Origin of the sequence: Endozoicomonas sp. 4G (genome assembly GCF_023822025.1) — a bacterium.
Lineage (GTDB): Bacteria > Pseudomonadota > Gammaproteobacteria > Pseudomonadales > Endozoicomonadaceae > Endozoicomonas_A.
In genome coordinates, this window is sequence record NZ_CP082909.1 from 181633 (window position 1) to 206449 (window position 24817).

Sequence of the window (24817 nt, forward strand, 5' to 3'; positions counted from 1 at the left end):
CGTCAGATCAATGGGTTCACTTCGTGTCGGTGCTTGCAAAAATTTTATCAGCAGATGCCGCTACGAATCCCTGGTAAAGCTTACCATCGGGCAGGGCGTAACGCTTGGCAAATTCATAGAAACAGCCGGGAATGTCCCGCTCGCCATCGGAAAAGCTGACGTTAACCTTGCCCGCCATGGTCGATGACTGCTCCAGAAGTACCTCGGGAGAACCTTTCACCAGACCGCCGCTGTTATTCAGTTGGAAGCCATTGTCTTGCAACATCTGGTTAAGGACATGAATGTCATCATGGGATTGCAGGTGATTGATGGAAACGGTGAAGTGGTTGGGCCGGTATCCCAAGGCCGCGACCCAGGCCGCGTACTCACTTTCCTGTAAGAGCAGGCCATAGTCCTGCAGGCTGACTGTCCAGGGGCGTCCTGAAAAGCAGAAGTTATCCACAAGAACAGAGGCTTCAGTCACCTGATCTACCAGACTGTGGATAATGTGCTGAGCTTTATCCGACAGTGCCTCAACCAGCAGTTCGCTGATAAATACTTTTGGCAAAGTGTCGTCTGGATGCTGGAAATGTTTGGCCACCAGTTTCCTGCCGGGAAACTCATAGTCGCCGCCCGCCACATAGCCGGCATTGAGAAAGGGGCGGGCTACTTTTTCGAGATTAACCTTGTCCAGGTTGTAGGTACGCAGGGCAATGTGGTCATTGATCACCAGCCCGTCATTCTGATTGGCAAAGAGATCATGGATGGTGCGGGCGTCGGGGGTCAGTTCCAGATAGTTCTGCCACATGGCTTCCAGAAGGGGGGTGATCTTGTTGGTATTGGCTTCTGTCATTGTTTAATTCCTCTGCCTTTAAAAGGCCATGGTCTTTTAATAGCAGGCTGCCACTCTGACGGGGTCGCCGTCATTGAGGTGCAGCCGATCCATTTCTTCCCGTGTCAGAGCCGGGGCGTTCGGGTTAAAAGGCGTGTTGATGCAGCGAAAAGATTGGGCCGATGTGTTGGCTACAAGATAGTTGTTATTTTCGGTAAGAGCCGTCTCTCGTGCAGCCGATGTTATGGCGACTTCCGGTTGATGAGTCTGACTGTCACGCACTGTGGTGAGCCGGTCGGTTCCTGTTTCCAGAGTGGGGCCTGCGTCAAAAACATCCACATAGCCCTGGTAGCTGAAACCTTCCCGTTCCAGCAGGTTAAACACCGGCTCCCGATCGGGTCTGGGTTCACCAATCACCGCTCTTGCCTGTTTGGGTAACAGGCGTGTGTAGATGGGATACCGGGGCATCAGCTCAGCAATAAAACCCTTTTCCTGAACACCGGTGAGATAATTGGCTTTGGACATGGCCATTGGGAAAAAGTGGCTGCCCAGGCTATCCCAGAATGCTGAGCGATTGTTTTCATCAATAACCCCTTGAAGCTCTGCCAGGACACGGTCAGAAAAACGATCACGGTGTTCAGCTATAAACAGGAACCTTGCCCGGCTCAGCAACTGAAGGTTAAACCCGTTGTCGTGTTTTTGAGAAATAAAAAGCGTGCACAGGCTGGTGTAACCGCTGTAGTCCTGACAGAGTTTTAAAACGGTCATCCGGTTGATGGTTTGCAGTGTCTCGCAGGCATGAACTTCTTCGTCGACACGGAAGTTATAGAAAGGTGCCGACAAACCCACTGTGGCGATAATGCCGGATATGCCAAGAATCTCACCCGTGTCCAGATCTTCCAGTACAAAGTGGTAGCTTTCGTCTGCGGCACTCTCAACGTTTTTGCCAAGAGAGTCCCGGGTTTTGCAAATCAGTTCTGCCAGGTGATCACGGTTTGCCGGCAGTGTCGTCATTGAGCCTTGGGCACGGTTGGCCAGTGCTTCCAGGGCACTGAGGTCCTGATAATCAACAGGTCTGACGACTTTCATGAGCGGGTCTCTTTATTCTTCAGCCAGCTGTTGTCGATCCCCAGGGCTTCATTGCGGGCCAGTGTTAGCAGCAGGGCGGCACTGAGTTTGGCTCTGGGCACCAGACTGCTGATTTTCAGGTACTCCTGTTCACTGTGAATATGACCCCCCTGAACACCCAGAGTATCAATATTGGGAATGCCCGCTGAGGCCAGGTTATTACCATCGCAACAGCCGCCGGTCGGTTTTACATCAATGGTCAGTCCCAGGGCATGACCACACTGTCTGGCCAGTTCCAGCAGTTGCTGGTTGGCAGGGGAGAGTACTTTGGGCTTTCTGCTAAAGCCGCCGTGGAGTTCCAGACGGATACCATTGCGACTGCTGATCTCATTAACAATCATTTGCAATTCCTGAAGGCACCAGTCTTCATCTTCTGGTCTCTCCAGGCGGATATTAAAACTATTGATGCATTTATCCGGAACGATATTGGTTGGGCCACCCCCGTGAATATAGCCGGGATTAAAGGTGACGCCTTCCCGCTTGCCGTTCAGGTCGTCCATGGCTGAGACAAAATCGCACAGGGCACGGATAGCATTTCTTCCCAGGTGATGCTCCCTGCCCGCATGAGCCGCTTTGCCGTGGCAGATAGCGGTAAAGTTGCCGCTGCCTTTGCGCTGGCCGGCGAGGCTGCCATCAGGGAAGGAGGGCTCATAAATCATGCCCAGGTCAACACGACTGGCGGCGTCTTTTATCAGTGGCGCGGAACCGGGTGAACCAATTTCCTCGTCAGGGTTAAACAGGATTTCCCAGCCGATATGGTCTGCCCAGGGGCTTGCTTCCAGTACTTCAAGCGCATTCAACATGACAATGATGCCGCCTTTTAAATCGGTGACACCGGGGCCATTGATGGTCTCTTCATCAAGACGGACGACCTTCTGAAAAGGGCTGTCTTTGGGAAACACGGTGTCCATATGGCCGCACAGGAAAACCTGAAGAGGAGCCTCAGGGCGCTTGCGGATTCTCAGAGCCTTGCCGAGTTGGTGTTGAGTCACTTCTCCCTGGTTATTAATCTCCTCATAGGGTTCCAGATCAATGACTTCCTGCTTGCCACCCAAAGCTGCGGTCAGGTGCCTGAGACGTTCCATGACCTGATTAACACCCGCGGCATTAAGACTGCCGGAGTTGATTTCAGCCAGTTCAATGGTGTGCCGGAGCATCTCGGCCTGACGGTTGTCCAGGCGGGTTAGCAGGGGTTGTAGTGGGGCAAGAAGATCGGACATGAGGCACCATTTTTTAGGGATGGGTTTTGTTGAAATGCAGGCTAAAGCGGCATTCTATTTTGATATTGGTTTTGTTCTGGTTGTTTTGTCAGAGGTTATGGCTGTCTCAGTATACAAGCCGCTGAGCGTGATCACTCTTGATTTTGCGACAGTAAGTATTGCGATACGGACAGTTGCAGTTTCGCCCAGCCTTCCCAAACAACTAACCATCCGTGAATGCCTGTTCGTTTAAATGAAATATTCGGGCTAGAGGTTTTTGAAAAACTCATCCAGATCCTCAATGCTTTGGGATTCATTCATGAGAGCCTGCCAACTGTCAGGAGGCGTTCCCGCGCTCACCAGTTTCCCAAACACCGAATAGGCATCGGTCTTGCTGCCATAGGCACGTTTGGTTTTTTCGTCATTTACCCAGGCATATATGATGATTCTGGCTGCTTCGTCATAGCGGAAAAACAGCCGGTACTGTTGAAAAAACTTAGCTCGAAACCAGTGCTTTCTGGCTTTTCCAAGCGTCAAGCCTTGACGGTATACGGGGTCAGAGGGATTGCTTGGAACCCGTTCAAACGCCAACTGGCTGATTGCCGCCAGTCGTTTTGTGGCGTTTTTCTTTTGGAAGGAATCAGGATACTGCTGTTTCAGTTTTTTGACCTCGACAGCCAGGCTCTTGAGCTGTGCGACAAACATGGGATGGGCCAGAATCTTCCAGCCATGAAAGTCATTACGGATGGAACGCATTGTCGATCAATCCTCACCAAGAGGCTCATCAAGATCAATATCCATCTCCCCAACCAGATCATTGAGCTTCCGGGCAAGCTCCGGAGAAACCTGTTTCAGTGTTTGGGGTTGGTTTTTCATATCCTGCTCGAGAAAGTCCAGGAAACCCGCTATTACAGGATCTCCTTCGTCACTCTGCCACTTGGAAAGCAGGACACTGCCATCGGAACGAATCTCATACCGAAGCTTTTCCTGCTTGTTTAATTCCAGCGCTTTTCTGACCGAGGCCGGAATAGTCGTCTGATAACGATCCGTCAGGGTGGATCGATCTACGGACACATTTTTCATCATGAAATCCTCGGATGTTAATTATAATTTATTATGGTAATGCAAATGCATTACTTGGTCAAAGTCAGGGTTCCGGGTGAAACGACCAAAACGTTGGCATGGCTACATACACCACTTGAGCCTGCCCTCTATATCCTCCACAATAACGACTAACGCCGTAAGACAAGCGTTTTCCCAGTCTAACCGCTCTGGGCTCCAACCCACCAACCGCCATAAATTCAGAACGCTTTATGTCTCAATCCCATAACAATCTCGCTGTCTTTATCTGGTCTGTTGCTGACCTTCTCTGGGGAAATTTCAAACAGCTCCAGTATGGTCAGGTTGATCCCGGCCTGCCAAGGGTGTTCGACGGTTTCCTGATCTCCGCCCCGTTATCGGAAAAATAGACGTACGCGACTGGATGCCTCCACTACACTCACAAAAACAACAACACCCCAACTCCGTCGAGGCCACTGAATGACAACACCAGAGTCAGCCACTTCACTATTTGGTGAGATCAAAACCCTTATCACTTCAGCCAAACAACGGGCTGCTGTAGCAGTAAATGCCGAACTGACCCTGCTCTATTGGTAGATAGGTCAGCGTATCAACACCGAAGTACTCAAGGGCGAGCGGGCCGATTATGGTAAGCAGGTGGTCGTCAATCTATCGAAGCAACTCACCGCCGCTTTTGGCAAAGGCTGGAGTGAGAAGCAGCTGTTCCATTGCTGTCGTTTCGCCGAAGCTTATCCGGATCAGCAAATTGTCTCGACACTGTCTAGACAATTGCACTGGAGTCATTTTCTGGAGCTGATCTATCTGAAAGAGCCGCTGGCACGAGACTTTTATGTGCAGATGTGCGGTATTGAGCGCTGGAGTGTCCGCACCCTGCGAAAACAGGTGGGAAGCTTGCTTTTTGAACGGACTATGGCCGCAAAACAGCCCGAAAAAGTGCTTGAGGCGCGACTGAATGCCCTGAAAGAAACTGGCAGCATAGAGCCTGATGTGTTACTGAAAGACCCTTATATGCTGGACTTTCTCAATCTCAATGATCGCTATCTGGAAAAAGATCTTGAAGATGCCATTTTGCGGGATATGGAGCAATTTTTATTGGAGCTGGGCGTCGGCTTCAGTTTCATAGCCCGACAAAAGCGCATTTTGATCGATAATGACAGCTTTTATATTGACCTGCTTTTCTATAACCGGGAGTTGAGACGCTTAGTGGCTATTGAGCTGAAAACGGAAGATTTTCATCACAGCCACAAAAGTCAAATGGAGCTGTATCTCCGCTGGTTGGATAAACATGATCGCAAGCAGGGAGAAGAGCCGCCTATTGGCATTATTCTCTGCACAGGCAAAAAGCAAGATCAGATCGAGCTGCTAGAGCTGGACAAAAGCGGCATTCATGTGGCTGACTATTTGACCAGCCTGCCTTCCATGGAAGTACTTGAAGCCCGGTTCCAGCAAGCCATCCAAAACGCGCGTCGGCGTATTGAGAACAGAAGCAAGTAGCGCCCATCAGCAAGGACGCATCCGTGAAACAGGTTTTCCAGAATTAGACCATCGCCCAATTGCAGGCCAAGGAGAAGTTCTACCAACCCTGCGCTTGAGCTTTCAGCCAAGCTCAAACGCAGAATTTGAAGAATAAAATTAGGGATTAACGACTTTGGCAACCGCTCGTTCCAGGGCTGCCATGCCTTCACGGATATCTTCATCCGGAATGATCAGCGACGGCGCCATTCTCAGCACATTCGGTCCGGCCACCAGCATCATCAGACCTTCTTTTGCAGCAGCGGCCAGGAAGTCCTTGGCTTTGCCGTGCCACTCTTCGGTCAGCTCAGCGCCAATCAACATGCCCCGGCCACGAACTTCTTTGAAGACGCCGTAGGTTTTGTTAATGCGCTCCAGCTCGCTGCGGAACAGTTCATGTTTGCTGCTGACATTGGCCAGAATCTGGTCATTGTGAATCAGGTTGATGGTTTCCAGGGCAACAGCACAGGCCAGGGGGTTGCCACCATAGGTGCTGCCGTGGCTGCCAAAGCCGAAGCTTTTGGCCACTTCGTCGGTGGCCAGCATAGCCGCCACCGGGAAGCCGCCGCCCAGGGATTTGGCGGTGGTGAGAATATCTGGAATGACGCCGGTGGTCATGTAGGCATAAAATTCACCGGTACGGCCAACACCGGTTTGCACTTCATCTAACACCATCAGGGCCTGGTGTTTATCACACAGTGCTCTTACACCTTGCAGGAACTCAGGATCTGCCGGGATCACACCTCCTTCACCCTGGATGGGTTCCAGAACAACCGCACAGGTCTTGTCGGAAATAGCCGCTTTCAGGGCTTCCAGGTCGTTATAAGGCAGATGAGTCACACCCGCCGGAACCGGCGCATAACCTTCACAGTAACTGGGTTGGCCACCCACGGTGACGGCGAACAGGCTGCGACCGTGGAACGCGCTTTTAAAGGATATGATCTCGTGTTTTTCAGGGCCAACATGATCAAAAGAATATTTTCTGGCCAGTTTGAAGGCGGCTTCGTTGGCCTCGGTACCTGAGTTACAGAAGAAGACTTTGTCGGCAAAGGAGATTTCGGTCAGGCGCTGGGCCAGGGCCAGGGCAGGCTCGTTGGTATAAACGTTACTCAGATGCCAGAGTTTGTCGCTCTGTTCCTTGAGAGCCCTGACCAGTTGAGGGTGGCAGTGACCAAGGGCATTAACGGCAATCCCCCCTGCGAAATCGACGTACTCACGGCCTTCCTGATCCCAGACTCGGGAACCTTTTCCACGAACGGGAATCATTGCCTGTGGTGCATAATTTGGCACCATAACTTCATCGAAGGTCGCTCTGTTAACGGAGTATTCGCTCATTTTTTGTCCTCGGGGCGCATGGTTTATTATTTGTTGGCTTAGCCGTTGGCCTAACAACTATAGATCAAAGCCGGAGCAAAGAGTTTACATCAGGCGACCCGGAGTTTTCTCTGAGAACCGTTTTACCGGGAAACTCACCCTTCTTTCTTTTTTGGCGGGTTATTCGCTTTGCTTTTGGATCTGAAGTTGTCAGGAAAGTGGGTACAATAGTGCTTTTTGAGATTGCCTGCGAGGTCTGTGCTGTAGTGGCAGCCCTCATGCTGACAACGATACACCTTGGGTCTCTGGTCGGCAGGCTGGTGAACTTGTGTGTGCCTTTTGAGATTGCCTGCGAAGAATGTGCTGTAGTTGCAGCCCTCATGCTGACAACGATACACCTTGGGTCTCTGGTTGTCAGGCCGGTGGACCTGTGTGTGCATTTTGAGATTGCCTTTGCGGTCTGTGCTGTCGCCGCAGCAGCCATCATGCTCACAACGATGCACCCTGGGTCTCTGGTCGCCAGACCGGTGGACCTGTGTGTGCATTTTGAGATGGGCTAAGCGGTTTGTGCGGTAGTCGCAGCCATCATGCTGACAACGATGCACCCTGGGTATCTGGTCGGCAGGCCGGTGGATCTGTTCGTGCCTTTTCAGATGGCTTGGGCAGTCTGTGCTGTATTTGCAGCTCTCATGCTTACAATGATACTCCTTGGGTCTTCTGGGTCTCGAGTCGATAGCCAGTAAAGCTGATGTTAATAATTCCCAGATCTGAGAAGAGTCTACTCCCATTTCTTCCTCCTCTGAATCAGTGGATGCTGCACCGTCCGAAACAGGCTTAATATACTCCTGCCGCTTCCTGCACATGGGGCATTCCCACCCTTGAGGCGTGTTCAAACGATCAAAACACTTATCACACACGTAGTGATGACAGCTTGTACTCTTGATGCCACTGCTTTTTGTAAACTTTTCGATGCAAACAGGACAGCTATGTGAATCATTGTCATCCTGAGTGTCAGGCCGAATACCGACATAGTGATTATCTCTGGACAGCAGCCCCAGATAGACCCTCTCCTCCGGGGTGTTTATAGCCGATGCTTCTGAGACTATGGTGACTTGAACATGATTAGAAGTGGCGTAGGTAAACACCTGGTCCTGAGTTAATCCACTGGCATGCAGATTGACAACGACAAACGTTTTTTTAAACAGGTAGCTCAGAAGCGGCAATAAAGTACTGAAGTCTGGCCATTCCTTATTGATGAGTTGTTTCTTGACCGATCGGACATTGTCTTCGCCCTGTGCAGCTATCCAGCTTGATAGAAAAGCTGAATGTTCAGTGGCCTGTGCCTGCTCATTACCTGGCAAATGATGGCTAATCATATCAATGAGGGTTTTGGTCAGTGTCGAGACGTCTTGATCTGCGGATAAATGGATAGCATGTAGCCAACAAAAGTCATCTGCTGGTGTTACCAGAGCATCGAACCCCACAAGATACTGGTTTAACAACTGTTGAGGGTCATCTTCTGCACATTCAGATTCAGAGCCAGTTTGCTGGAGCTTTTGCTTTTTTGCATAAGGTTCCGGATCCTTGGTTGTGCTGTCAGCTGCTGTGGCAACAGATCCATCCTTACCAGCGTGGTTAGGTTCCTGTCCTGCCGGTGCGCCTTGTGCAGTTTCTTGCGGGTTTTCACGGGGTGTGTCTGGTTCAGAACTTGCGCAGCTGACTATTTTGGACAAAACCTCCTGACAGGCTTTCCCGGTTGGTGCCAGGCACAGGTCACTACCAACAGGAAGATGAAGTTGTTCCATGGCAGAGCCGTCTGACTGGGCATGAGCATCTTCACGGTGTCGTTTAGCTTCCTGCTCAATATCTTTTTGCTCCCTGACGGTGATTCCGTTGGTTTTTGCAATGTACACCCTTCGGGCTGTGTCTTCGTCTGTTGTTTCTTCGGCGATCTTGATCTTCACCCTGCCCGTGCCTATTTCTTCGGCGGCGATTTTATGAATCCGCTCCATTTCAGCTTGCTGATTTTTAAAAAAAGTCTGGTAATCGGGCCGGTCGTATTCCGGATATGACAGCTTGGGTTCATGGCTATAGTGCACGACAGTGCTCTGGTTAGGATGGGTTTTAAGGCAGAGAGTTTGTTGGGTGTCGAGCGCCACGCTGGTAATGGACTCGATACCAACGCATTGCCAGGTCCTGTTCTCAGGAGCGTCTATGGGCTCGCAAAATGTATGCTCACCGGGCACAGGTTCTGGGCCACTGATGATAAAAGAATCATCCGATGAAATATGAAGAAACGGATTATTGTACGGCTCCGGTTCAGTAACTTTTTCCGGATTATAGGGAAGCGGCTGCCAGGTTCGCTGCCTGAGCGCCAGGACACCCAGTGTCACCAGGGATCCTGTGAGAGTGGAGGCTTGGTCTGGCAGGTGGTATGCAGCCAACCCGTCAGGAACTTGTGCCTCCACTGAAGCCATGAAAGGCAGGAAAAAGAACAGAGACCTCAGTAATCGTTCCAATGTCTTGGCTCTCAATTATTGTTGGATAGCAAAGAATAGACGAAATAACCTGAAAGTGTTTTTTGATGACCGGTGACTGGATGCACCTTGGGTCACCTGAATCGTCAGGGAGACAAGTGGGTCTGTTTGTGCCGTTTGAGCTCCAACAGAACGTTGCAGTTGAAGTTGCAGCCCTCATAGTCACAATAATACCGCCTGGTCCCCTGGCCGGCAGGCTGGTGCATCCATTTGTGCCTTTCGAGACGGCTCGTAAGGTCGGAGCTGAAGTTGCAGTCCTCGTGGTCACAATGATGCAGCTTGGGTCTGCTGGGTCTCTGGTCGGCAGGCAGGTGGATCTTTCTGTGCATTCTAAGGGGAGCTTCTGCGTCGGTTAGTATGTCGTTAATAGGTGAAGGTAAGCTGAAGTATTGCCAGATCCCAGGAGAGTCTGAATCTGTCACTTTTGCCTCTGAATCAGCGGATGCTGCACCGTCCGAAACAGGCTTAATGTACTTCTGCCGCTTCCTGCATATAGGGCAATCCCACCCTCGAAGCACGTTCAAACGATCAAAACACTTATTACACACGTAGTGATGACAACTTGTACTCTTGATGCCACTGCTTTTTGTAAACTTTTCGATGCAAACAGGGCAGCTATGTGAATCATTGTCATCCTGAGTGTCAGGCCGAATACCGACATAGTGATTATCTCTGGACAGCAGCCCCAGATAGACCCTTTCCTCCGGGGTATTTATAGCCGATGCTTCTGAGACTATGGTGACGCGCACATGATTAGAAGTGGCGTAGGTAAACACCTGATCCTGAGTTAATCCACTGGCATGCAGATTGACAACGACAAACGTTTTTTTAAACAGGTAGCTCAGAAGCGGCAATAAAGTACTGAAGTCTGGCCATTCCTTATCGACGAGTTGTTTCTTGACCGATCGGACATTGTCTTCGCCCTGTGCAGCTATCCAGCTTGATAGAAAAGCTGAATGTTCAGTGGCCTGTGCCTGCTCATTACCTGGCAAATGATGGCTAATCATATCAATGAGGGTTTTGGTCAGTGTCGAGACGTCTTGATCTGCGGATAAATGGATAGCATGTAGCCAACAAAAGTCATCTGCTGGTGTTACCAGAGCATCGAACCCCACAAGATACTGGTTTAACAACTGTTGAGGGTCATCTTCTGCACATTCAGATTCAGAGCCAGTTTGCTGGAGCTTTTGCTTTTTAGCAGAAGGTTCCGGATCCTTGGTTGTGCTGTCAGCTGCTGTGGCAACAGATCCATCCTTACCAGCGTGGTTAGGTTCCTGTCCTGCCGGTGCCCCTTGTGCAGTTTCTTGCGAGTTTTCACGGGTTGTGTCTGGTTCAGAACTTGCGCAGCTGACTATTTTGGATAGAACCTCCTGACAGGCTTTCCCGGTTGGCGCCAGACACAGGTCACTACCAACAGGAAGATGAAGTTGTTCCATGGCAGAGCCGTCTGACTGGACATGAGCATCTTCACGGTGTCGTTTAGCTTCCTGCTCAATATCCTTTTGCTCCCTGACGGTGATTCCGTTGGTTTTTGCAATGAACACCCTTCGGGCTGTGTCTTCGTCTGTTGTTTCCTCGGCGATCTTGATCTTCACCCTGCCCGTGCCTATTTCTTCGGCGGCGATTTTATGAATCCGCTCCATTTCAGCTTGCTGATTTTTAAAAAAAGTCTGGTAATCGGGTCGGTCGTATTCCGGATATGACAGCTTGGGTTCATGGCTATAGTGCACGACAGTGCTCTGGTGAGAATGGGTTTTAAGGCAGAGGGTCTGTTGGATGTCGAGCGCCACGCTGGTAATAGACTCCATACCAACGCATTGCCAGGTCCTGTTCTCAGGAGTGTCTATGGGCTGACAAAATGTATGCTCGTCGGGCACAGGTTCTGGGCCACTGATGATAAAAGAATCATCCGATGAAATATGAAGAAACGGATTATTGTACGGCTCCGGTTCAGTAACTTTTTCCGGATTATAGGGAAGCGGCTGCCAGGTTCGCTGCCTGAGCGCCAGGACACCCAGTGTTACCAGAGTTCCTGTGAGAGTGGAGGCTTGGTCTGGCAGGTGGTATGCAGCCAACCCGTCAGGAACTTGTGCCTCCACTGAAGCCATGAAAGGCAGGAAAAAGAACAGAGACCTAAGTAATCGTTCCAATGTCTTGGCTCTCGATTATTGTTGGATAGCAAAGAATAGACGAAATAACCTGAAAGTGTTTTTTGATGACAGGTGACGGCATGGATCAAAAATGGGTAGGCTGTTTATTTGCCTTGTTTTTGGGTTCCTGGTCGGCAGGTTGCCGGTAAATGAGTGTTCTCTAGTCGTCATAGAGGTAAATCGGGTAGGTGCGCGTGCGCCAAGGATTGATGATTGTCGTGTTGTAAGTAACTTCTACTTCTGCCTCTGCCTCTTCCTCTTCCCATGAATAACTGTCTGAAATAAACTCCAGCTCAGTTATATTCTGTTCCGGGGGTTCAATGGACTCCTGTTGCTTCCTGCACATAGGGCAATCCCACGCTGGAAACTTGTTCACTTTTTTAAAACACTCATCACACAAGTAGTGAAAGCAACTGGTACCCTTGATACCCCTGCTTTTTGTAAACGATTCATAGCAAACAGGGCAGCTATGTGAATGCTTGTTATCCAGGGTGTCAGGCCGAATACCGACAAAGTGATTATCTCTGGATAGCAGTCCCAGATAGACCCTTTCCTCTGGGCTATTTATAGCCGATGCTTCTGAGACTATGGTGACTTGAACATGATTAGAAGCGGCGTAGGTAAACACCTGATCCTGAGTTAATCCACTGGCATGGAGATTGACAACGACAAACGTTTTTTTAAACAGGTAGCTTAGAAGCGGCAATAAAATATTGAAGTCTGGCCATTTCTGATAGGTCAGTTGCTGCCTGACCGATTGAACATTATCTTCGCCCTGCGCAGCTATCCAGCTTGATAGAAACGCTGAATGTTCAGTGGCCACTGCCTGCTCATTACCTGGTAAATGATGGCTAATCATATCAATGAGGGTTTTGGTCAGTGTCGAGACGTCTTGATCTGCGGATAAATGGATAGCATGTAGCCAACAAAAGTCATCAGCAGGTGTTACCAGAGCATCGAACCCCACAAGATACTGGTCTAACAACTGTTGAGGGTCATCTTCTGCACATTCAGATTCAGAGCCAGTTTGCTGGAGCTTTTGCTTTTTAGCAGAAGGTTCCGGATCCTTGGTTGTGCTGTCAGCTGCTGTGGCAACAGATCCATCCTTACCAGCGTGGTTAGGTTCCTGTCCTGCCGGTGCGCCTTGTGCAGTTTCTTGCGGGTTTTCACGGGTTGTGTCTGGTTCAGAACTTGCGCAGCTGACTATTTTGGACAGAACCTCCTGACAGGCTTTCCCGGTTGGCGCCAGACACAGGTCACTACCAACAGGAAGATGAAGTTGTTCCATGGCAGAGCCGTCTGACTGGGCATGAGCATCTTCACGGTGTCGTTTAGCTTCCTGCTCAATATCTTTTTGCTCCCTGACAGTGATTCCGTTGGTTTTTGCAATGTACACCCTTCGGGCTGTGTCTTCGTCTGTTGTTTCTTCGGCGATCTTGATCTTCACCCTGCCCGTGCCTATTTCTTCGGCGGCGATTTTATGAATCCGCTCCATTTCAGCTTGCTGATTTTTAAAAAAAGTCTGGTGAACCAGGACACCCAGTGTCACCAGGGATCCTGTGAGAGTGGAGGCTTGGTCTGGCAGGTGGTATGCAGCCAACCCGTCAGGAACTTGTGCCTCCACTGAAGCCATGAAAGGCAGGAAAAAGAACAGAGACCTCAGTAATCGTTCCAATGTCTTGGCTCTCGATTATTGTTGGATAGCAAAGAATAGACGAAATAACCTGAAAGTGTTTTTTGATGACAGGTGACGGCATGGATCAAAAATGGGTAGTGCAACCAAGCTCTGATATCCGTACACTCCTCGTTACCACGCACCAGATTATCAATGGCACCCAAACTCCGTTCACCCTGAGCGGAGTCGAAGGGTGGTTGGCACGGTCTTTGTTAGTTCAGAGTCCACATCCTTCGACTCCGCTCAGGATGAACGTGGACTGTTCACATCAAACTCATTGAAATGATGTACCAGTTTGTTAGGTGAGGTATGCATTCCCACGCGAAGCGAGGGTGTCGCGAAACTCAAACCTCTCGTTCCCACGCTGCGCGTGGGAATGCATACCTCCCCTGAAAAGCTGACTCTACAGCGCGAGATAGGTATGGGTTCCCACGCTGGAGCATGGGAACCAGAGTTTTGCGACAGCCTCGAAGCGTGGGAACGAGTGGATGCGGGTCCCAGCGTGGGAACGAGTGGAAAATGGGTAGGCTGATTATTCTTTTTCAGCTTTCTTTTCTGACGGGTTATTCGCTTTGCTTTTGGGTCTCTTGGGTCTCTGGCCAGCAGGCCGGTGGGTCTGTTTGTATGTTTTCAGATTGCCCAAGTGGTAGTCGCGGTAGTTGGCAGGGGAGTGGCTCCGTTTTTTGTGTTTTTTCAGCGCGCCTCTGTGCTCAAGGTGGCAGCTCTTATGCACTTTGGGTTTCTTGGGTCTCGGTTCCTTGGGTCTCTTGGGTTCCTTGGGTCTCTGGTCAGCAGGCAGGTGGGTCTGTTGGTGTTTTTGCAGATTGACCAATTGGTAGTTGAGGTACTTGCAGCCCTTATAATCACACTGGAGTAACCTGGGTGCCGGAAGCTGGGTCTGTTTGTGCCTTTTAAAGCAAGCTACTTTGGTTCTGTAAAGAATTGGAGATAAGGTGAGTCCCTGGATATCGGGATAGTCTGCGCTCAGCGAGTTGTTGGCAAAGTTTATTCCCGTTTCTTCCTCCTTTGACTCAATGAATGTTTCACTGTCTGAAGTGGGCTTAATGTACTTCTGTCGCTCTCTGCACATAGGGCAACGCCACCCTTGAGACTTGTTCAAACGATCAAAACACCCACCACACACGTAGTGATAACAACTTGTACTCTTAATGCCTCTGCTTTTTGTAAATTTGTTGAGGCAAACAGGACAGCTATGTGAATCCTCGTCATCCTGAGTGTCAGGCCGAATACCGATGAAGTGATTATCTCTGGATAGCAGTCCCAGATAGACTGTCCCCTCTTGGGTGTTTATAGCCGATGCTGCTGAGGCTACGTGGACTTGATCATGATTAGAAGTGGCGTAAGTAAAAACCTGATCCTGAGTTAATCCGCTGGCATGCAGGTTGACGACGACAAACGTTTTTTTGAACAGGTAGCTTAGAAGCGGCAATAAAATATCGAAGTCTGGCCATACATCATTGTGGAGTTGTTGCCTGACCAATTGGACATTTTCTTCGCCCTGTGCATTTATCCAGCGTGATAAAAAAGCTGAATGTTCAGTGGCCTGTGTCTGTTCATTATCAGGTAAATGATGGTCAATCATGTCAGTGAGCGTTTTAATCAGTTTGGATACGCTTTGACTTGTGGATAAATGGATAGCATGTAGCCAACAAAAGTTATCTGCGGGTGTTTCCAGAGCATTGAATCCCTCAAGATACTGGTTTAACAGCTGTTGAGGGTCATCTTCTGTAAATTCAGATTCAGAGCCAGTTTGCTGGAGCTTCTGCTTTTTAGCAGGAGGTTTCAGATCGTCAGTTGTGTTGTCAGCTTCTGTGGCAACAGATCCGTCCTCACCGGTGTGTTTGCATTTGTGTCCTTCCTGTCCTTCCAGAGCGCTTTGTGCAGCGACTATTTTGGACAAAACCTCCCGGCAAGCTTTCCCGGTTGATGGCAGGTACAGGACAGCATCGTCAGGAAGTTGAATATCCGGTCGTTCCATAGCAGAGCCGTCTGACTGGACATGAGCATCTTCACGGTGTCGTTTAGCTTCCTGCTCAATATCTTTTTGCTCCCTGACGGTGATTCCGTTGGTTTTTGCAATGTACACCCTTCGGGCCGTGTCTTCGTCTGTTGCTTCTTCGGCGATCTTGATCTTCACCCTGCCCATGGCTATTTCTTCGGCGGCGATTTTATGAATCCGCTCCATTTCAGCTTGCTGTTTTTTAAAAAAAGTCTGGTGAACCAGGACACCCAGTGTCACCAGAGATCCTGTGATAGCGGAGGCTTGGTCTGGCAGGCGGTATGCAGCCAACCCGCCAGGAACTTGTGCCGCCACTGAAGCCATGAAAGGCAGGAAAAAGAATAGAGACCTGAGTAATCGTTCCAATGCCTTGGTTCTCGATTATTGTTGGATAGCCAAGAATAGACGAAATAACCCATAAGTGTTTTTTGCTGACAGGCGATTGCATGGATCAAAAATGGGTAGGCTGATCATTCTTTATCACCTTTCTTTTCTGGCTGGTTATTTGCCTTGCTTTCGGGTTCCTGGTTGGTAGGAGGATGGCTCAGTTGTGTGTGCCTTTGCAGGTGGGTCTGTTGGTGTTTTTTCAGATTGCCTTTGTGGTTAGTGTTGTAGTTGCAGCCTTCATGGTTACACCAGTGCACCTTGGGTTTCCTGGGTCTCTGGTCGGCAGCCAGGTGGGTTTGTATGTGCCTTTTCAGACTGGCCGGCAGGGCAGTGCGGTAGTCGCAGCTCCCATGGTGACACTGGAGCAACCTGGATTCCTGGTAGGGTTGGTGGGTCTGCTCGTACGCGCTCCATGAATCACTGTCTGAAGTGAACTTCTGCTCATTCACCTCCTGCTCATTAATCTCCTGTTTGGGGGGCTCAATGAACTCCTGTCGCTTCCTGCACATTGGACAATCCCATGCTGGAGATCTGTTCACTTTTTTAAAGCACTCATCACACAAGTAGTGAAAGCAACTGGTACTCTTGATATCACGGTTTTTTGTAAATTCTTCAAGGCAGACAGGACAGCTATGTGCATGGTTGTTATCCCCAGTGTCAGGCTGAATACCGACATAGTGATTATCTCTGGATAGCAGCCCCAGATAGACCGATTCCTCTGGGGTATGTATAGCCGATGCTTCTGATACTATGGTGACTCGAACATTGTTAGAAGTGGCGTAGGTAAAAACCTGATCCTCAGTCAATCCAGTGGCATGCAGATTGACCACGACAAATGTTCTTCTGAGCAGGTAGCTCAGAAGCGGCAATAAAATATTGAAGTCAGGCCAGTCCCGATCAAAGAGTTGTTGCCTGACCAATTGGACATTGTCTTCGCCCTGTACAGTTATCCAGTTTGTTAAAAAAGCCGAATGTTCAGCGGCCTGTGCCTGCCCATTACCGGGTAAGTGATGGTCAATCATATCAATGAGGGTTTTGATCAGTGTCGAGACGTTTTGACCTGTGGATAAATGGATAGCATGTAGCCAACAAAAGTTATCTGCGGGTGTCTGCATCACCTCGAATCCCACAAGGTACTGGTTTAACAACTGTTGAGGGTCATCTTCTGCCAGTTCAGATTCAGAGTCAGTTTGCTGGAGCTTTTGCTTTTTGGCAGAAGGTTCCGGATCCTTGGTTGTGCTGTCAGCTTCTGCGGCAACAGATCCATCTTTACCGGAGTGGCTGCGTTTGTGTCCTCTCGGAGCGCCCTGTTTACCTTCTTGTGGTGGGGCGTTGGTGTTTTCGCTGGTTGAGTCTGGTTCAGAATTTGCGCAGCTGACTATTTTGGACAGAACTTCCCGACAGGTTTTCCCGGTTGCTGCCCGACACAGGTCACTACCAACCGGAAGATGAAGTTGTTCCATGGCAGAGCCGTCTGACTGGACATGAGCATCTTCACGGTGTCGTTTAGCTTCCTGCTCTATATCTTTTTGCTCCCTGACGGTGATTCCTTTGGTTTTTGCAATGTACACCCTTCGGGCAGTGTCTTCGTCTGTTGTTTCTGCGGCGATCTTGACCTTCACCCTGCCCATGGCCATTTCTTCGGCGGCGATTTTATGTATCCGCTCCATTTCAGCTTGCTGTTTTTTTAAAAAAATCCGGTAATCGGGCAGATCGTATTCCGGAAATGTCAGTTTGGGTTCATGGCTATAGTGCATGACAGTGAGTGTCAGGACACCCAGTATCACCAGGGATTCCGTGATAGCGGAGGCTTGGTCTGGCAGAGGGTATGCAGTCAACCCGTCAGGAATATGTGCTTCCACTGAAGCCATGAAAGGCAGGACAAAGAATAGAGACCTCAGCAATCGTTCCAATGTCTTGGTTCTCGATTATTCTTCGATAGCCAAGCATAGATGAAATAACCTGATTTTGTTTTTTTTGCTGGTAGGCGATGGCACGGATCAAAAGTTGGCAGGCTGACTTAATCACTGAGTGAATCACTGGTTAAATCACTGGTTAAACCACTGGTTAAATCACTGGTTAAATCACTGGTTAAATCACTGGTTAAATCACTGGTTAAATCACTGGTTAAATCACTAACTGAATCACTGTCTAAATCACTGTCTAAATCACTGTCTAAATCACTGTCTAAATCGCTGTCTAAATCGCTGTCTAAATCGCTGTCTAAATCGCTGTCTGAATCGCTGTCTGAATCGCTGTCTAAATCACTGTCTAAATCGCTGCCTAAATCGCTGTCTGAAATGCCCCCCTGTTCAGCCATCTTCTGTCTCAGGGGATTAACAGTCTTCTGTTTCTTCCTGCACATAGGGCAGCGCCACGTTAGAGATTTGTTCAAACGATTAACGCACTCATCACACAAATAGTGAAAGCAACTTGTGCTCTTGATAGCCCTGCTTTTTGTAAAGTTGTTCAGGCAAACAGGACATCTATGTGGATGGTTGTCACCCCGGGTGTCAGACTGAATACCGACAAAGTGATTATCCTTGGATAGTAGTCCCAGATAGATCGTTTTCTCTGGGGTATTTATAGCCGATGCTTCTGAGACTACGGTGACTTGAACATGATTAGAAGTGGCGTAGGTAAAAACCTGATCCTGAGTCAACCCACTGGCATGCAGATTGACGACGACAAACGTTTTTTTGAACAGGTAGCTCAGAAGCGGCAATAAAATATTGAAGTCAGGCCATACATTATTGATGAGTTGCAGCCTGACCAATTGGACGTTTTCTTCGCCTTGTTCAGTCATCCAGCGTGATAGAAAAGCTGAATGCTCAGTTGTCTGCGCCTGCTCACTACCTGGTAAATGACGGTCAATCATACCAACGAGCGTTTTAATCAGTGTCGAGACGCTTCGACCTGTGGATAAATGGATAGCATGTAGCCAACAAAAGTTATCTGCGGGTGTTGGCATCACATTAAATCCCACAAGGTACTGGTTTAGCCGCTGCTGAGGGTCATCTTCCGCACGTTCAGGTTCAGGTTCAAATTCAGGTTCAAATTCAGGTTCAGAGTCAGTTTGCTGGAGCTTTTGCTTTTTAGCAGAAGGTTCCAGGTCCTCGGTTGTGCTGTCAGCTTCTGTGGCAACAGATCTGTCCTTGCCGGAGTGGCAAGCAGGACCGCAACCTGAATGGTTGTCATCTTCGGTGCCAGGCTGAATACCGACAAAGTGATTATTCTTGGGTAGCAGTTTCAGATAGACCGTTTCCTCCGGGGTATTTATAGCCCGTGCTTCTGAGACTATGACGACTCGAACATCATTAGACGTGGCGTAAGTAAAAACCCGTTTCTGAGTCAACCCACTGGCATGCAGACTGACAACGACAAACGTTTTTTTGAACAGGTGGCTCAGAAGCGGTAATAAAATATTGAAGTCTGGCCATTCATTATTGATGAGTTGCTGCCTGATCAATTGGACATTTTCTTCGCCTTGTGCGGTCATCCAGCGTGATAGATAAGCTGAATGTTCAGTTGTCTGTGCCTGCTCATTATCTGGTAAATCATTGTTAATCATGTCAATGAGCGTTTGAATCAGTGTGGATACGTCTTGACCTGCGGGTAAATGGATAGTGTGCAGCCAACAAAAGTTCTCTCTGGGGGGTTCTATAACATCGGATCCCTCAAGGTACTGGTTTAATAGCTGTTGATCGCAGGGGGGCTTTTTGGGCCTTTTCAGCTTGATTGGGCGGTAGGTTTTTTGGAGGGGGTCTTTACGGCGATACCAGTCCATCTGGTCGATCTGTTGTTGGGTACGCCAGCGGCGGATCTGCCGTTTGCGCTTTTTCTCTCCGGAGTGGTTGCGTTCCTGTCCTTCCGGAGTGCCTTGTGCAGCTTCTTGCGATGAGGCGCTGGTGTTTTCACAGGTTGTGTCTGGTTCAGAATTTGCGCAGCTGACTATCTTGGACAGAACCTCCCGACAGGCTTTCCTGGTTGATGCCAGGCACAGAACGGTGTCATCAGGAAGATGAATATCCGATCCCTCCATGGCAGAGCCGTTTGACTGGGCATGAGCATCTTCACGGTGTCGTTTAGCTTCCTGCTCAATATCTTTTTGCTCCCTGACGGTGATTCCGTTGGTTTTTGCAATGTACACCCTTCGGGCAGTGTCTTCGTCTGTTGTTTCTGCGGCGATCTTGATCTTCACCCTGCCCATGGGCATTTCTTCGGCAGCGATTTTATGTATCCGCTCCATTTCAGCTTGCTGTTTTTTTAAAAAAATCCGGTAATCGGGCAGATCGTATTCCGAAAATGTCAGTTTGGGCTCCTTTTCCGGATTGTAGGGAAGCGGCTGCCAGGTTTGCTGCCTGAGTGCCAGTACACCCAGCGTCACCAGGGATCCTGTGATAGCCGAGGTTTGGTCTGGCAGAGGGGATGCAGCCAACCCGTCAGGAATGTGTGCTTCCACTGAAGCCATGAAAGGCAGGACAAAGAATAGAGACCTCAGCAATCGTTCCAATGTCTTGGTTCTCGATTATTCTTCGATAGCCAAGCATAGATGAAATAACCTGAGTTTGTTTTTTGTTGATAGGCGACGGCATGGATCTCTTTTGACTTGTTATGCACTTTGCTCTTAGTACGTCTCTTCAATGAGTTTGATGTGAACAATCTACGTTCATCCTGAGCGCCCTTCGACTCCGCTCAGGATGCACGGTCGAGGGATGTGGACTCCGAACCAACAAGAAAGACCGTGCCCGGCACCCTTCGACTCCGCTCAGGGTGAACGGAGTTTGGGTGCCATTGATAAATCTGGAGAGTGAGAACGAGGGCTGTACGGATATCAGAGCTTAGCTGCATTAGTGGTGGTATTCGATACAGTAGTGCTTTCTTTTGTGCCTTTTCAGTTTGGCCTCATGGCGGGTGCTGAAGAAGCAGCGATCATGGTTACAATAGTGGACCTTAGGTCTTAGGTCGGGAGGTATGTGGGTCAGTATGTGCCTTTCCAGGTGGCTAAAATAGTCGGTGCTGTAGTTACAGCCCTCACGGTGACACCGGTACATACCACGTCCCGGGGGGGCAGCAGGCCGATGGGTCAGTCTGTGCCTATTTAGATTGTTCACATTGTCGGTGCGGTAGTTGCAGCCCTCATGGGCACACCGGTGCACATTGGGTGCCTGAGCAACAGGCCGGTGGATCAGTTTGTGCATTCTCAGATTCGGCTCATAGTAGTCGGCGTAGTTGCAGCCCTCATAGTCACACAGGAGGTGGGGTTCCGGGATGGGCGGGGGGGTCAGCTCCAGATCCTCCATGTCGCAGTTGATGTCGTCGCAGTCTTCATGGTCACACAGGTGCACATTGACTCCACGGCGGGCACGCTGGTGGGCGTATTTGTGCTTTTCCATACGATACGGGTCGTCGGTTCTGTAGTTGCAGCCCTCAAAGGCACACATGAGCTGTATGGGTCTTCTGGGTTCCTGATTGACAGGCAGGTGGGGCTGTTTTTGCGTTTCTTCTATCTTTGGCTCAGTGGGTATTTCACTGTCTGAAATTGAACTCTCGATAGCTCTGCTTTCTGTAGACTTGTTCAGGCAATCAGGATCGTCATGTGAATGGTCGTCATTCCGGGTGTCATCCGGAGTGCCAGGCCGAATTCCAACAAAGTGATTATTCTTGGATAGAAGTCCCAGGTAGACCCTTTCCTCTGAGGTATTTATAGCCGATGCTTCTGAGACTATAACGACTCGAACATTATTAGAAGTGGCGTAGGTAAAAACCTGATCATTAATCAATCCACTGGTATGCAGATTGACGACGACAAACGTTTTTTTGAATAGGGCGCTCAGAAGCGGCAATAAAATATCGAAGTCAGGCCATTCCTCATTGACGAGTTGTTTTCTGACCAATCGGACATTTTTTTCGCCCTGTGCGCTGATCCAGCGTGATATAAAGTCTGAAGGTCCACTGGCCTGTGCCTGCTCATTATCGGGTAAATGATGGTTAATCATAGCAATCAGGGTTTCGATCAGTTTCAAGACTGGTTGACCAGAGGATAAACGGATAGCGTGCAGCCAACAAAAATTATCCATGGGTGTTGCCAGAACACGGAATCCCACAAGGTGCTTGTTTAACAGCTGTTGAGGGGTAATTTCTGCAAGTTCAGATTCAGAGGCAGTTTGCTGGAGCTTTTGCTTTTTGGCAGAAGGTTCCAGATCCTTGGTTGTGCTGCCAGCTGCTGTGACAACAGATCCGTCCTCACCGGAGTGGTTACGTTCCTGTCCTGCCGGTGCGCCTTGTGCATCTTCTTGCGACGGGTCGCTGGTGTTTTCACGGGTTGTGTCTGGTTCAGAATGTGCGCAGCTGACTATCTTGGACAGAACCTCCCGACAGGCTTTCCTGGTTGATGCCAGGCACAGAACGTTGTCATCAGGAAGAAGAATATCCGATCCTTCCATGGCAGAGCCGTCTGGCTGGGCGTGAGCATCTTCACGGTGTCGTTTAGCTTCCTGCTCAATGTCTTTTTGCTCTCTGACGGTGATTCCGTTGGTTTTTGCAATGTACACCCTTCGGGCAGTGTCTTCGTCTGTTGTTGCTTCGGTGATTTTGATTTTCAGCCTGCCCATGGCCATTTCTTCGGCGGCGATTTTATGTATCCGCTCCATTTCAGCTTGCTGACTTTTTAACAAAATCCGGTAATCGGGCAGATCGTATTCCGGAAATGTCAGTTTGGGTTCATGGCTATAGTGCACGACAGTGAGTGTCAGGACACCCAGTATCACCAGGGATTCCGTGATAGCGGAGGCTTGGTCTGGCAGAGGGTATGCAGTCAACCCGTCAGAAATGTGTGCCTCTACTGAAGCCATGAAAGGCAGGACAAAGAATAGAGATCTCAGCAATCGTTCCAATGTCTTGGTTCTCGATTATTCTTCGATAGCCAAGCATAGATGAAATAACCTGATTTTGTTTTTTGCTGATGGGCGAGGGCATGAATTTCTTTTCTGCTCAGGGTGAACGGAGCTTGGGTGCCATTGATAGAGGGAACCCGTCAATTACATTGAAACCGTGTACTAGTCGTTGGAGTCGTTGGAGTCGTCGGAGTCATCAGAGTCATCAGAGTCATCAGAGTCATCAGAGTCATCGGAGTAGCGGTTTCTTTTGTGCCTGTTCAGTTTGTTCGCAGGGAAGGTGCTGTAGTGGCAGCCCTTATGGTTACAGGGTTGCAGATTAGGTTTCTGTTTGGCAAGGGAGTGGATCAGCAGTTTGTGCCTTTCCAGATCGCTCACATTGCAGGCGGAGTAGCTGCAGCCCTCACGGTAACACCGCTTCCATTTGTGCCTCCTGAGTCTCTGGCGGGTATGCCGGTCGGTCTGTTTGCGCTTTTTCGGACGACACCTATCGTCGGTTCTGTAGTTGCAGCCCTCAAAGGCACACATGCGCTCTATGAATCTGCGCTCTATGAGTATTCTGGCTCTCTGAGCTACAGGCAGGTGGGGCTGTTTTTGCGTTTTCCGGTGACCCATGGAGTCGGAGCCGAAAGCAAGATCGCTATGTGAATGGTTGTCATCCGGGGTGTCAGGCCGAATACCGATAAAGTGATTATCTCTGGATAGCAGTCCCAGATAGACCCTTTCCTCTGAGGTATTTATAGCCGATGCTTCTGAGACTATGGTGACTTGAATATTTTCAGAGGTGGCGTAGGTAAAAACCTGATCCTCAATCAAGCCAGTGGCATGCAGATTGAGAACGACAAACGTTTTTTTGAATAGGAAGCTCAGAAGCGGCAATAAAATATCGAAGTCAGGCCAGTTCCCCTTGGTGAGTTGTTTTTTGACCAATCGGACATTTTCTTCGCCCTGTGCGCTGATCCAGCGTGATATAAAGTCTGAAGGTCCACTGGCCTGTGCCTGCTCATTATCGGGTAAATGATGGCTAATCATAGCAATCAGGGTTTCGATCAGTTTCAAGACTGGTTGACCAGAGGATAAACGGATAGCGTGCAGCCAACAAAAGTTATCCATGGGTGTTGCCAGAACATGGAATCCCACAAGATGCCTGTTTAACAGCTGTTGAGGGGAATTTTCTGCAAGTTCAAATTCAGAGACAGTTTGCTGGAGCTTTTGCTTTTCAGGAGGAGGTTCCAGGTCGTCAGTTATGCTGTCAGCCTCTGTAGCAACAGATCCATCCTCACCGGAGTGGTTACGTTCCTGTCCTGCCGGTGCGCCTTGTGCATCTTCTTGCGATGGGTCGCTGGTGTTTTCACTGGTTGAGTTTGCTTCAGAATTTGCGCAGCTGACTATTTTGGACAGAACTTCCATTCTGGTTGATGCCAGAAACAGGGCCGTATCATCAGGAAGATCCATATCCGATGGTTCCATGGCAGAGTCATCTGACTGGACATGAGCATCTTCACGGTGTCGTTTAGCTTCCTGCTCAATGTCTTTTTGCTCCCTGACGGTGATTCCGTTGGTTTTGGCAATGTACACCCTTCGGGCAGTGTCTTCGTCTGTTGTTTCTATGGCGATCAGGATCTTCACCCTGCCCATGGCTATTTCTTCGGCGGCGATGTTATGTATCCGTTCCATTTCAGCTTGCTGTCTTTGTAACAAAATTCGGTAATCTGACAGATCGTATTCCGGAAATGACACAGGTTCTGGACCACTGATAATAAAAGAATCATCCGATGACACATCAAGAAACGGGTTATTGTACGGCTCCGGTTCAGTACCTTTTTCCGGATGATAGGGAAGCGGCTGCCAGGTTCGCTGCCTCAGTGCCAGGACACCCAGTGTCACCAGAGATTCTGTGAGAGTGGAGGCTTGGTCTGGCAGAGGGTAGGCAGTCACCCCATCAGAAATGTGTGCCTCCACTGAAGCCATGAAAGGCAGGAAAAAGAATAGAGACCTAAGCAATCGTTCCAATGTCTTCGTTCTCAATTATTGTTAAGCAGCAAAGAGTTAAGCAGCAAAGAATAGACGAAATAATCCATAAGTGTTTTTTGATAACAGGCGATTGC

The 24817-nt window shown here is 49.3% G+C and carries 17 protein-coding genes; 3 read left to right on the forward strand and 14 right to left on the reverse strand.

Going from position 1 to position 24817, the window contains the following annotated elements:
* Positions 1–16 precede the first annotated feature (16 nt).
* From K7B67_RS01065 to K7B67_RS01075, 3 genes are read right to left on the reverse strand one after another with little or no spacing between them, the layout of a single operon-like run.
* Positions 17–832 (reverse strand): DUF1338 domain-containing protein, encoded by an 816-nt coding sequence (locus tag K7B67_RS01065; RefSeq protein WP_252178517.1) that lies wholly within the window; start codon positions 830–832, stop codon positions 17–19.
* A 36-nt stretch (positions 833–868) separates the two neighbouring features.
* Entirely contained in the window at positions 869–1900 is a 1032-nt protein-coding gene (locus K7B67_RS01070) for an arginine N-succinyltransferase (RefSeq protein WP_252178518.1), read from the reverse strand.
* Entirely contained in the window at positions 1897–3159 is a 1263-nt protein-coding gene (locus K7B67_RS01075) for a hydrolase (RefSeq protein WP_252178519.1), read from the reverse strand. Before K7B67_RS01075 ends, K7B67_RS01070 begins: the two co-directional genes overlap by 4 nt.
* Between K7B67_RS01075 and K7B67_RS01080 the strand changes: the two genes are divergently transcribed.
* Positions 3158–3391: a hypothetical protein gene (locus K7B67_RS01080; protein WP_252178520.1), complete on the forward strand. Its 234-nt coding sequence runs from the start codon at positions 3158–3160 to the stop codon at positions 3389–3391. The two genes, K7B67_RS01075 and K7B67_RS01080, sit on opposite strands and share 2 nt — an antisense overlap.
* Before the next feature lie 14 nt (positions 3392–3405).
* Here the strand turns inward: K7B67_RS01080 and K7B67_RS01085 are convergent, their stop codons facing one another.
* Positions 3406–3894, reverse strand: coding sequence for a type II toxin-antitoxin system YhaV family toxin (locus K7B67_RS01085; RefSeq protein ID WP_252178521.1), 489 nt, complete (start codon positions 3892–3894; stop codon positions 3406–3408).
* A 6-nt stretch (positions 3895–3900) separates the two neighbouring features.
* Positions 3901–4224, reverse strand: a complete 324-nt coding sequence (locus K7B67_RS01090) for a type II toxin-antitoxin system PrlF family antitoxin (protein ID WP_252178522.1) — start codon at positions 4222–4224, stop codon at positions 3901–3903.
* A 227-nt stretch (positions 4225–4451) separates the two neighbouring features.
* Here K7B67_RS01090 and K7B67_RS01095 point away from each other — a divergent pair, with 227 nt between their 5' ends.
* Together K7B67_RS01095 and K7B67_RS01100 are read left to right on the forward strand one after the other, a co-directional pair.
* Complete coding sequence (locus K7B67_RS01095; protein ID WP_252178523.1) at positions 4452–4607, forward strand: type I restriction-modification system subunit M N-terminal domain-containing protein; 156 nt, start codon at positions 4452–4454, stop codon at positions 4605–4607.
* Between the two features lie 199 nt (positions 4608–4806).
* Positions 4807–5712: a PDDEXK nuclease domain-containing protein gene (locus tag K7B67_RS01100; protein WP_346658269.1), complete on the forward strand. Its 906-nt coding sequence runs from the start codon at positions 4807–4809 to the stop codon at positions 5710–5712.
* Positions 5713–5850: 138 nt separating this feature from the next.
* Here K7B67_RS01100 and K7B67_RS01105 read toward each other — a convergent pair whose 3' ends face one another.
* From K7B67_RS01105 to K7B67_RS01145, 9 genes are all read right to left on the reverse strand, one after another.
* Positions 5851–7065 carry an aspartate aminotransferase family protein gene (locus tag K7B67_RS01105; RefSeq protein WP_252178524.1) on the reverse strand — a complete coding sequence of 405 codons (1215 nt, stop codon included), beginning with the start codon at positions 7063–7065 and terminating at the stop codon, positions 5851–5853.
* A gap of 134 nt (positions 7066–7199) precedes the next feature.
* On the reverse strand, positions 7200–9563 hold the full coding sequence (locus tag K7B67_RS01110) for a zinc finger, RING-type domain-containing protein (protein WP_252178525.1): 2364 nt from the start codon (positions 9561–9563) through the stop codon (positions 7200–7202).
* A gap of 104 nt (positions 9564–9667) precedes the next feature.
* Positions 9668–11731: a zinc finger, RING-type domain-containing protein gene (locus K7B67_RS01115; RefSeq protein WP_252178526.1), complete on the reverse strand. Its 2064-nt coding sequence runs from the start codon at positions 11729–11731 to the stop codon at positions 9668–9670.
* A gap of 160 nt (positions 11732–11891) precedes the next feature.
* Positions 11892–13406, reverse strand: coding sequence for a zinc finger, RING-type domain-containing protein (locus K7B67_RS01120; RefSeq protein WP_252178527.1), 1515 nt, complete (start codon positions 13404–13406; stop codon positions 11892–11894).
* A gap of 532 nt (positions 13407–13938) precedes the next feature.
* On the reverse strand, positions 13939–15792 hold the full coding sequence (locus K7B67_RS01125; RefSeq protein ID WP_252178528.1) for a zinc finger, RING-type domain-containing protein: 1854 nt from the start codon (positions 15790–15792) through the stop codon (positions 13939–13941).
* 104 nt (positions 15793–15896) lie between these two features.
* Positions 15897–17726 carry an RING finger domain-containing protein gene (locus K7B67_RS01130; RefSeq protein WP_252178529.1) on the reverse strand — a complete coding sequence of 610 codons (1830 nt, stop codon included), beginning with the start codon at positions 17724–17726 and terminating at the stop codon, positions 15897–15899.
* A 107-nt stretch (positions 17727–17833) separates the two neighbouring features.
* Positions 17834–20326 (reverse strand): zinc finger, RING-type domain-containing protein, encoded by a 2493-nt coding sequence (locus tag K7B67_RS01135; RefSeq protein WP_252178530.1) that lies wholly within the window; start codon positions 20324–20326, stop codon positions 17834–17836.
* A gap of 337 nt (positions 20327–20663) precedes the next feature.
* Entirely contained in the window at positions 20664–22709 is a 2046-nt protein-coding gene (locus tag K7B67_RS01140) for a hypothetical protein (RefSeq protein WP_252178531.1), read from the reverse strand.
* Positions 22710–22871: 162 nt separating this feature from the next.
* Positions 22872–24722 carry a hypothetical protein gene (locus tag K7B67_RS01145; protein ID WP_252178532.1) on the reverse strand — a complete coding sequence of 617 codons (1851 nt, stop codon included), beginning with the start codon at positions 24720–24722 and terminating at the stop codon, positions 22872–22874.
* Positions 24723–24817 lie beyond the last annotated feature (95 nt).

What these genes read in the sequence shown, in the direction of transcription:
- K7B67_RS01065 (WP_252178517.1), bottom strand. Translation starts at nt 832, where the DNA reads ATGACAGAAGCCAATACCAACAAGATCACCCCCCTTCTGGAAGCCATG.
- K7B67_RS01105 (WP_252178524.1), bottom strand. Translation starts at nt 7,065, where the DNA reads ATGAGCGAATACTCCGTTAACAGAGCGACCTTCGATGAAGTTATGGTG.
- K7B67_RS01075 (WP_252178519.1), bottom strand. Translation starts at nt 3,159, where the DNA reads ATGTCCGATCTTCTTGCCCCACTACAACCCCTGCTAACCCGCCTGGAC.
- K7B67_RS01070 (WP_252178518.1), bottom strand. Translation starts at nt 1,900, where the DNA reads ATGAAAGTCGTCAGACCTGTTGATTATCAGGACCTCAGTGCCCTGGAA.
- K7B67_RS01080 (WP_252178520.1), top strand. Translation starts at nt 3,158, where the DNA reads ATGAGGCACCATTTTTTAGGGATGGGTTTTGTTGAAATGCAGGCTAAA.
- K7B67_RS01095 (WP_252178523.1), top strand. Translation starts at nt 4,452, where the DNA reads ATGTCTCAATCCCATAACAATCTCGCTGTCTTTATCTGGTCTGTTGCT.
- K7B67_RS01090 (WP_252178522.1), bottom strand. Translation starts at nt 4,224, where the DNA reads ATGATGAAAAATGTGTCCGTAGATCGATCCACCCTGACGGATCGTTAT.
- K7B67_RS01085 (WP_252178521.1), bottom strand. Translation starts at nt 3,894, where the DNA reads ATGCGTTCCATCCGTAATGACTTTCATGGCTGGAAGATTCTGGCCCAT.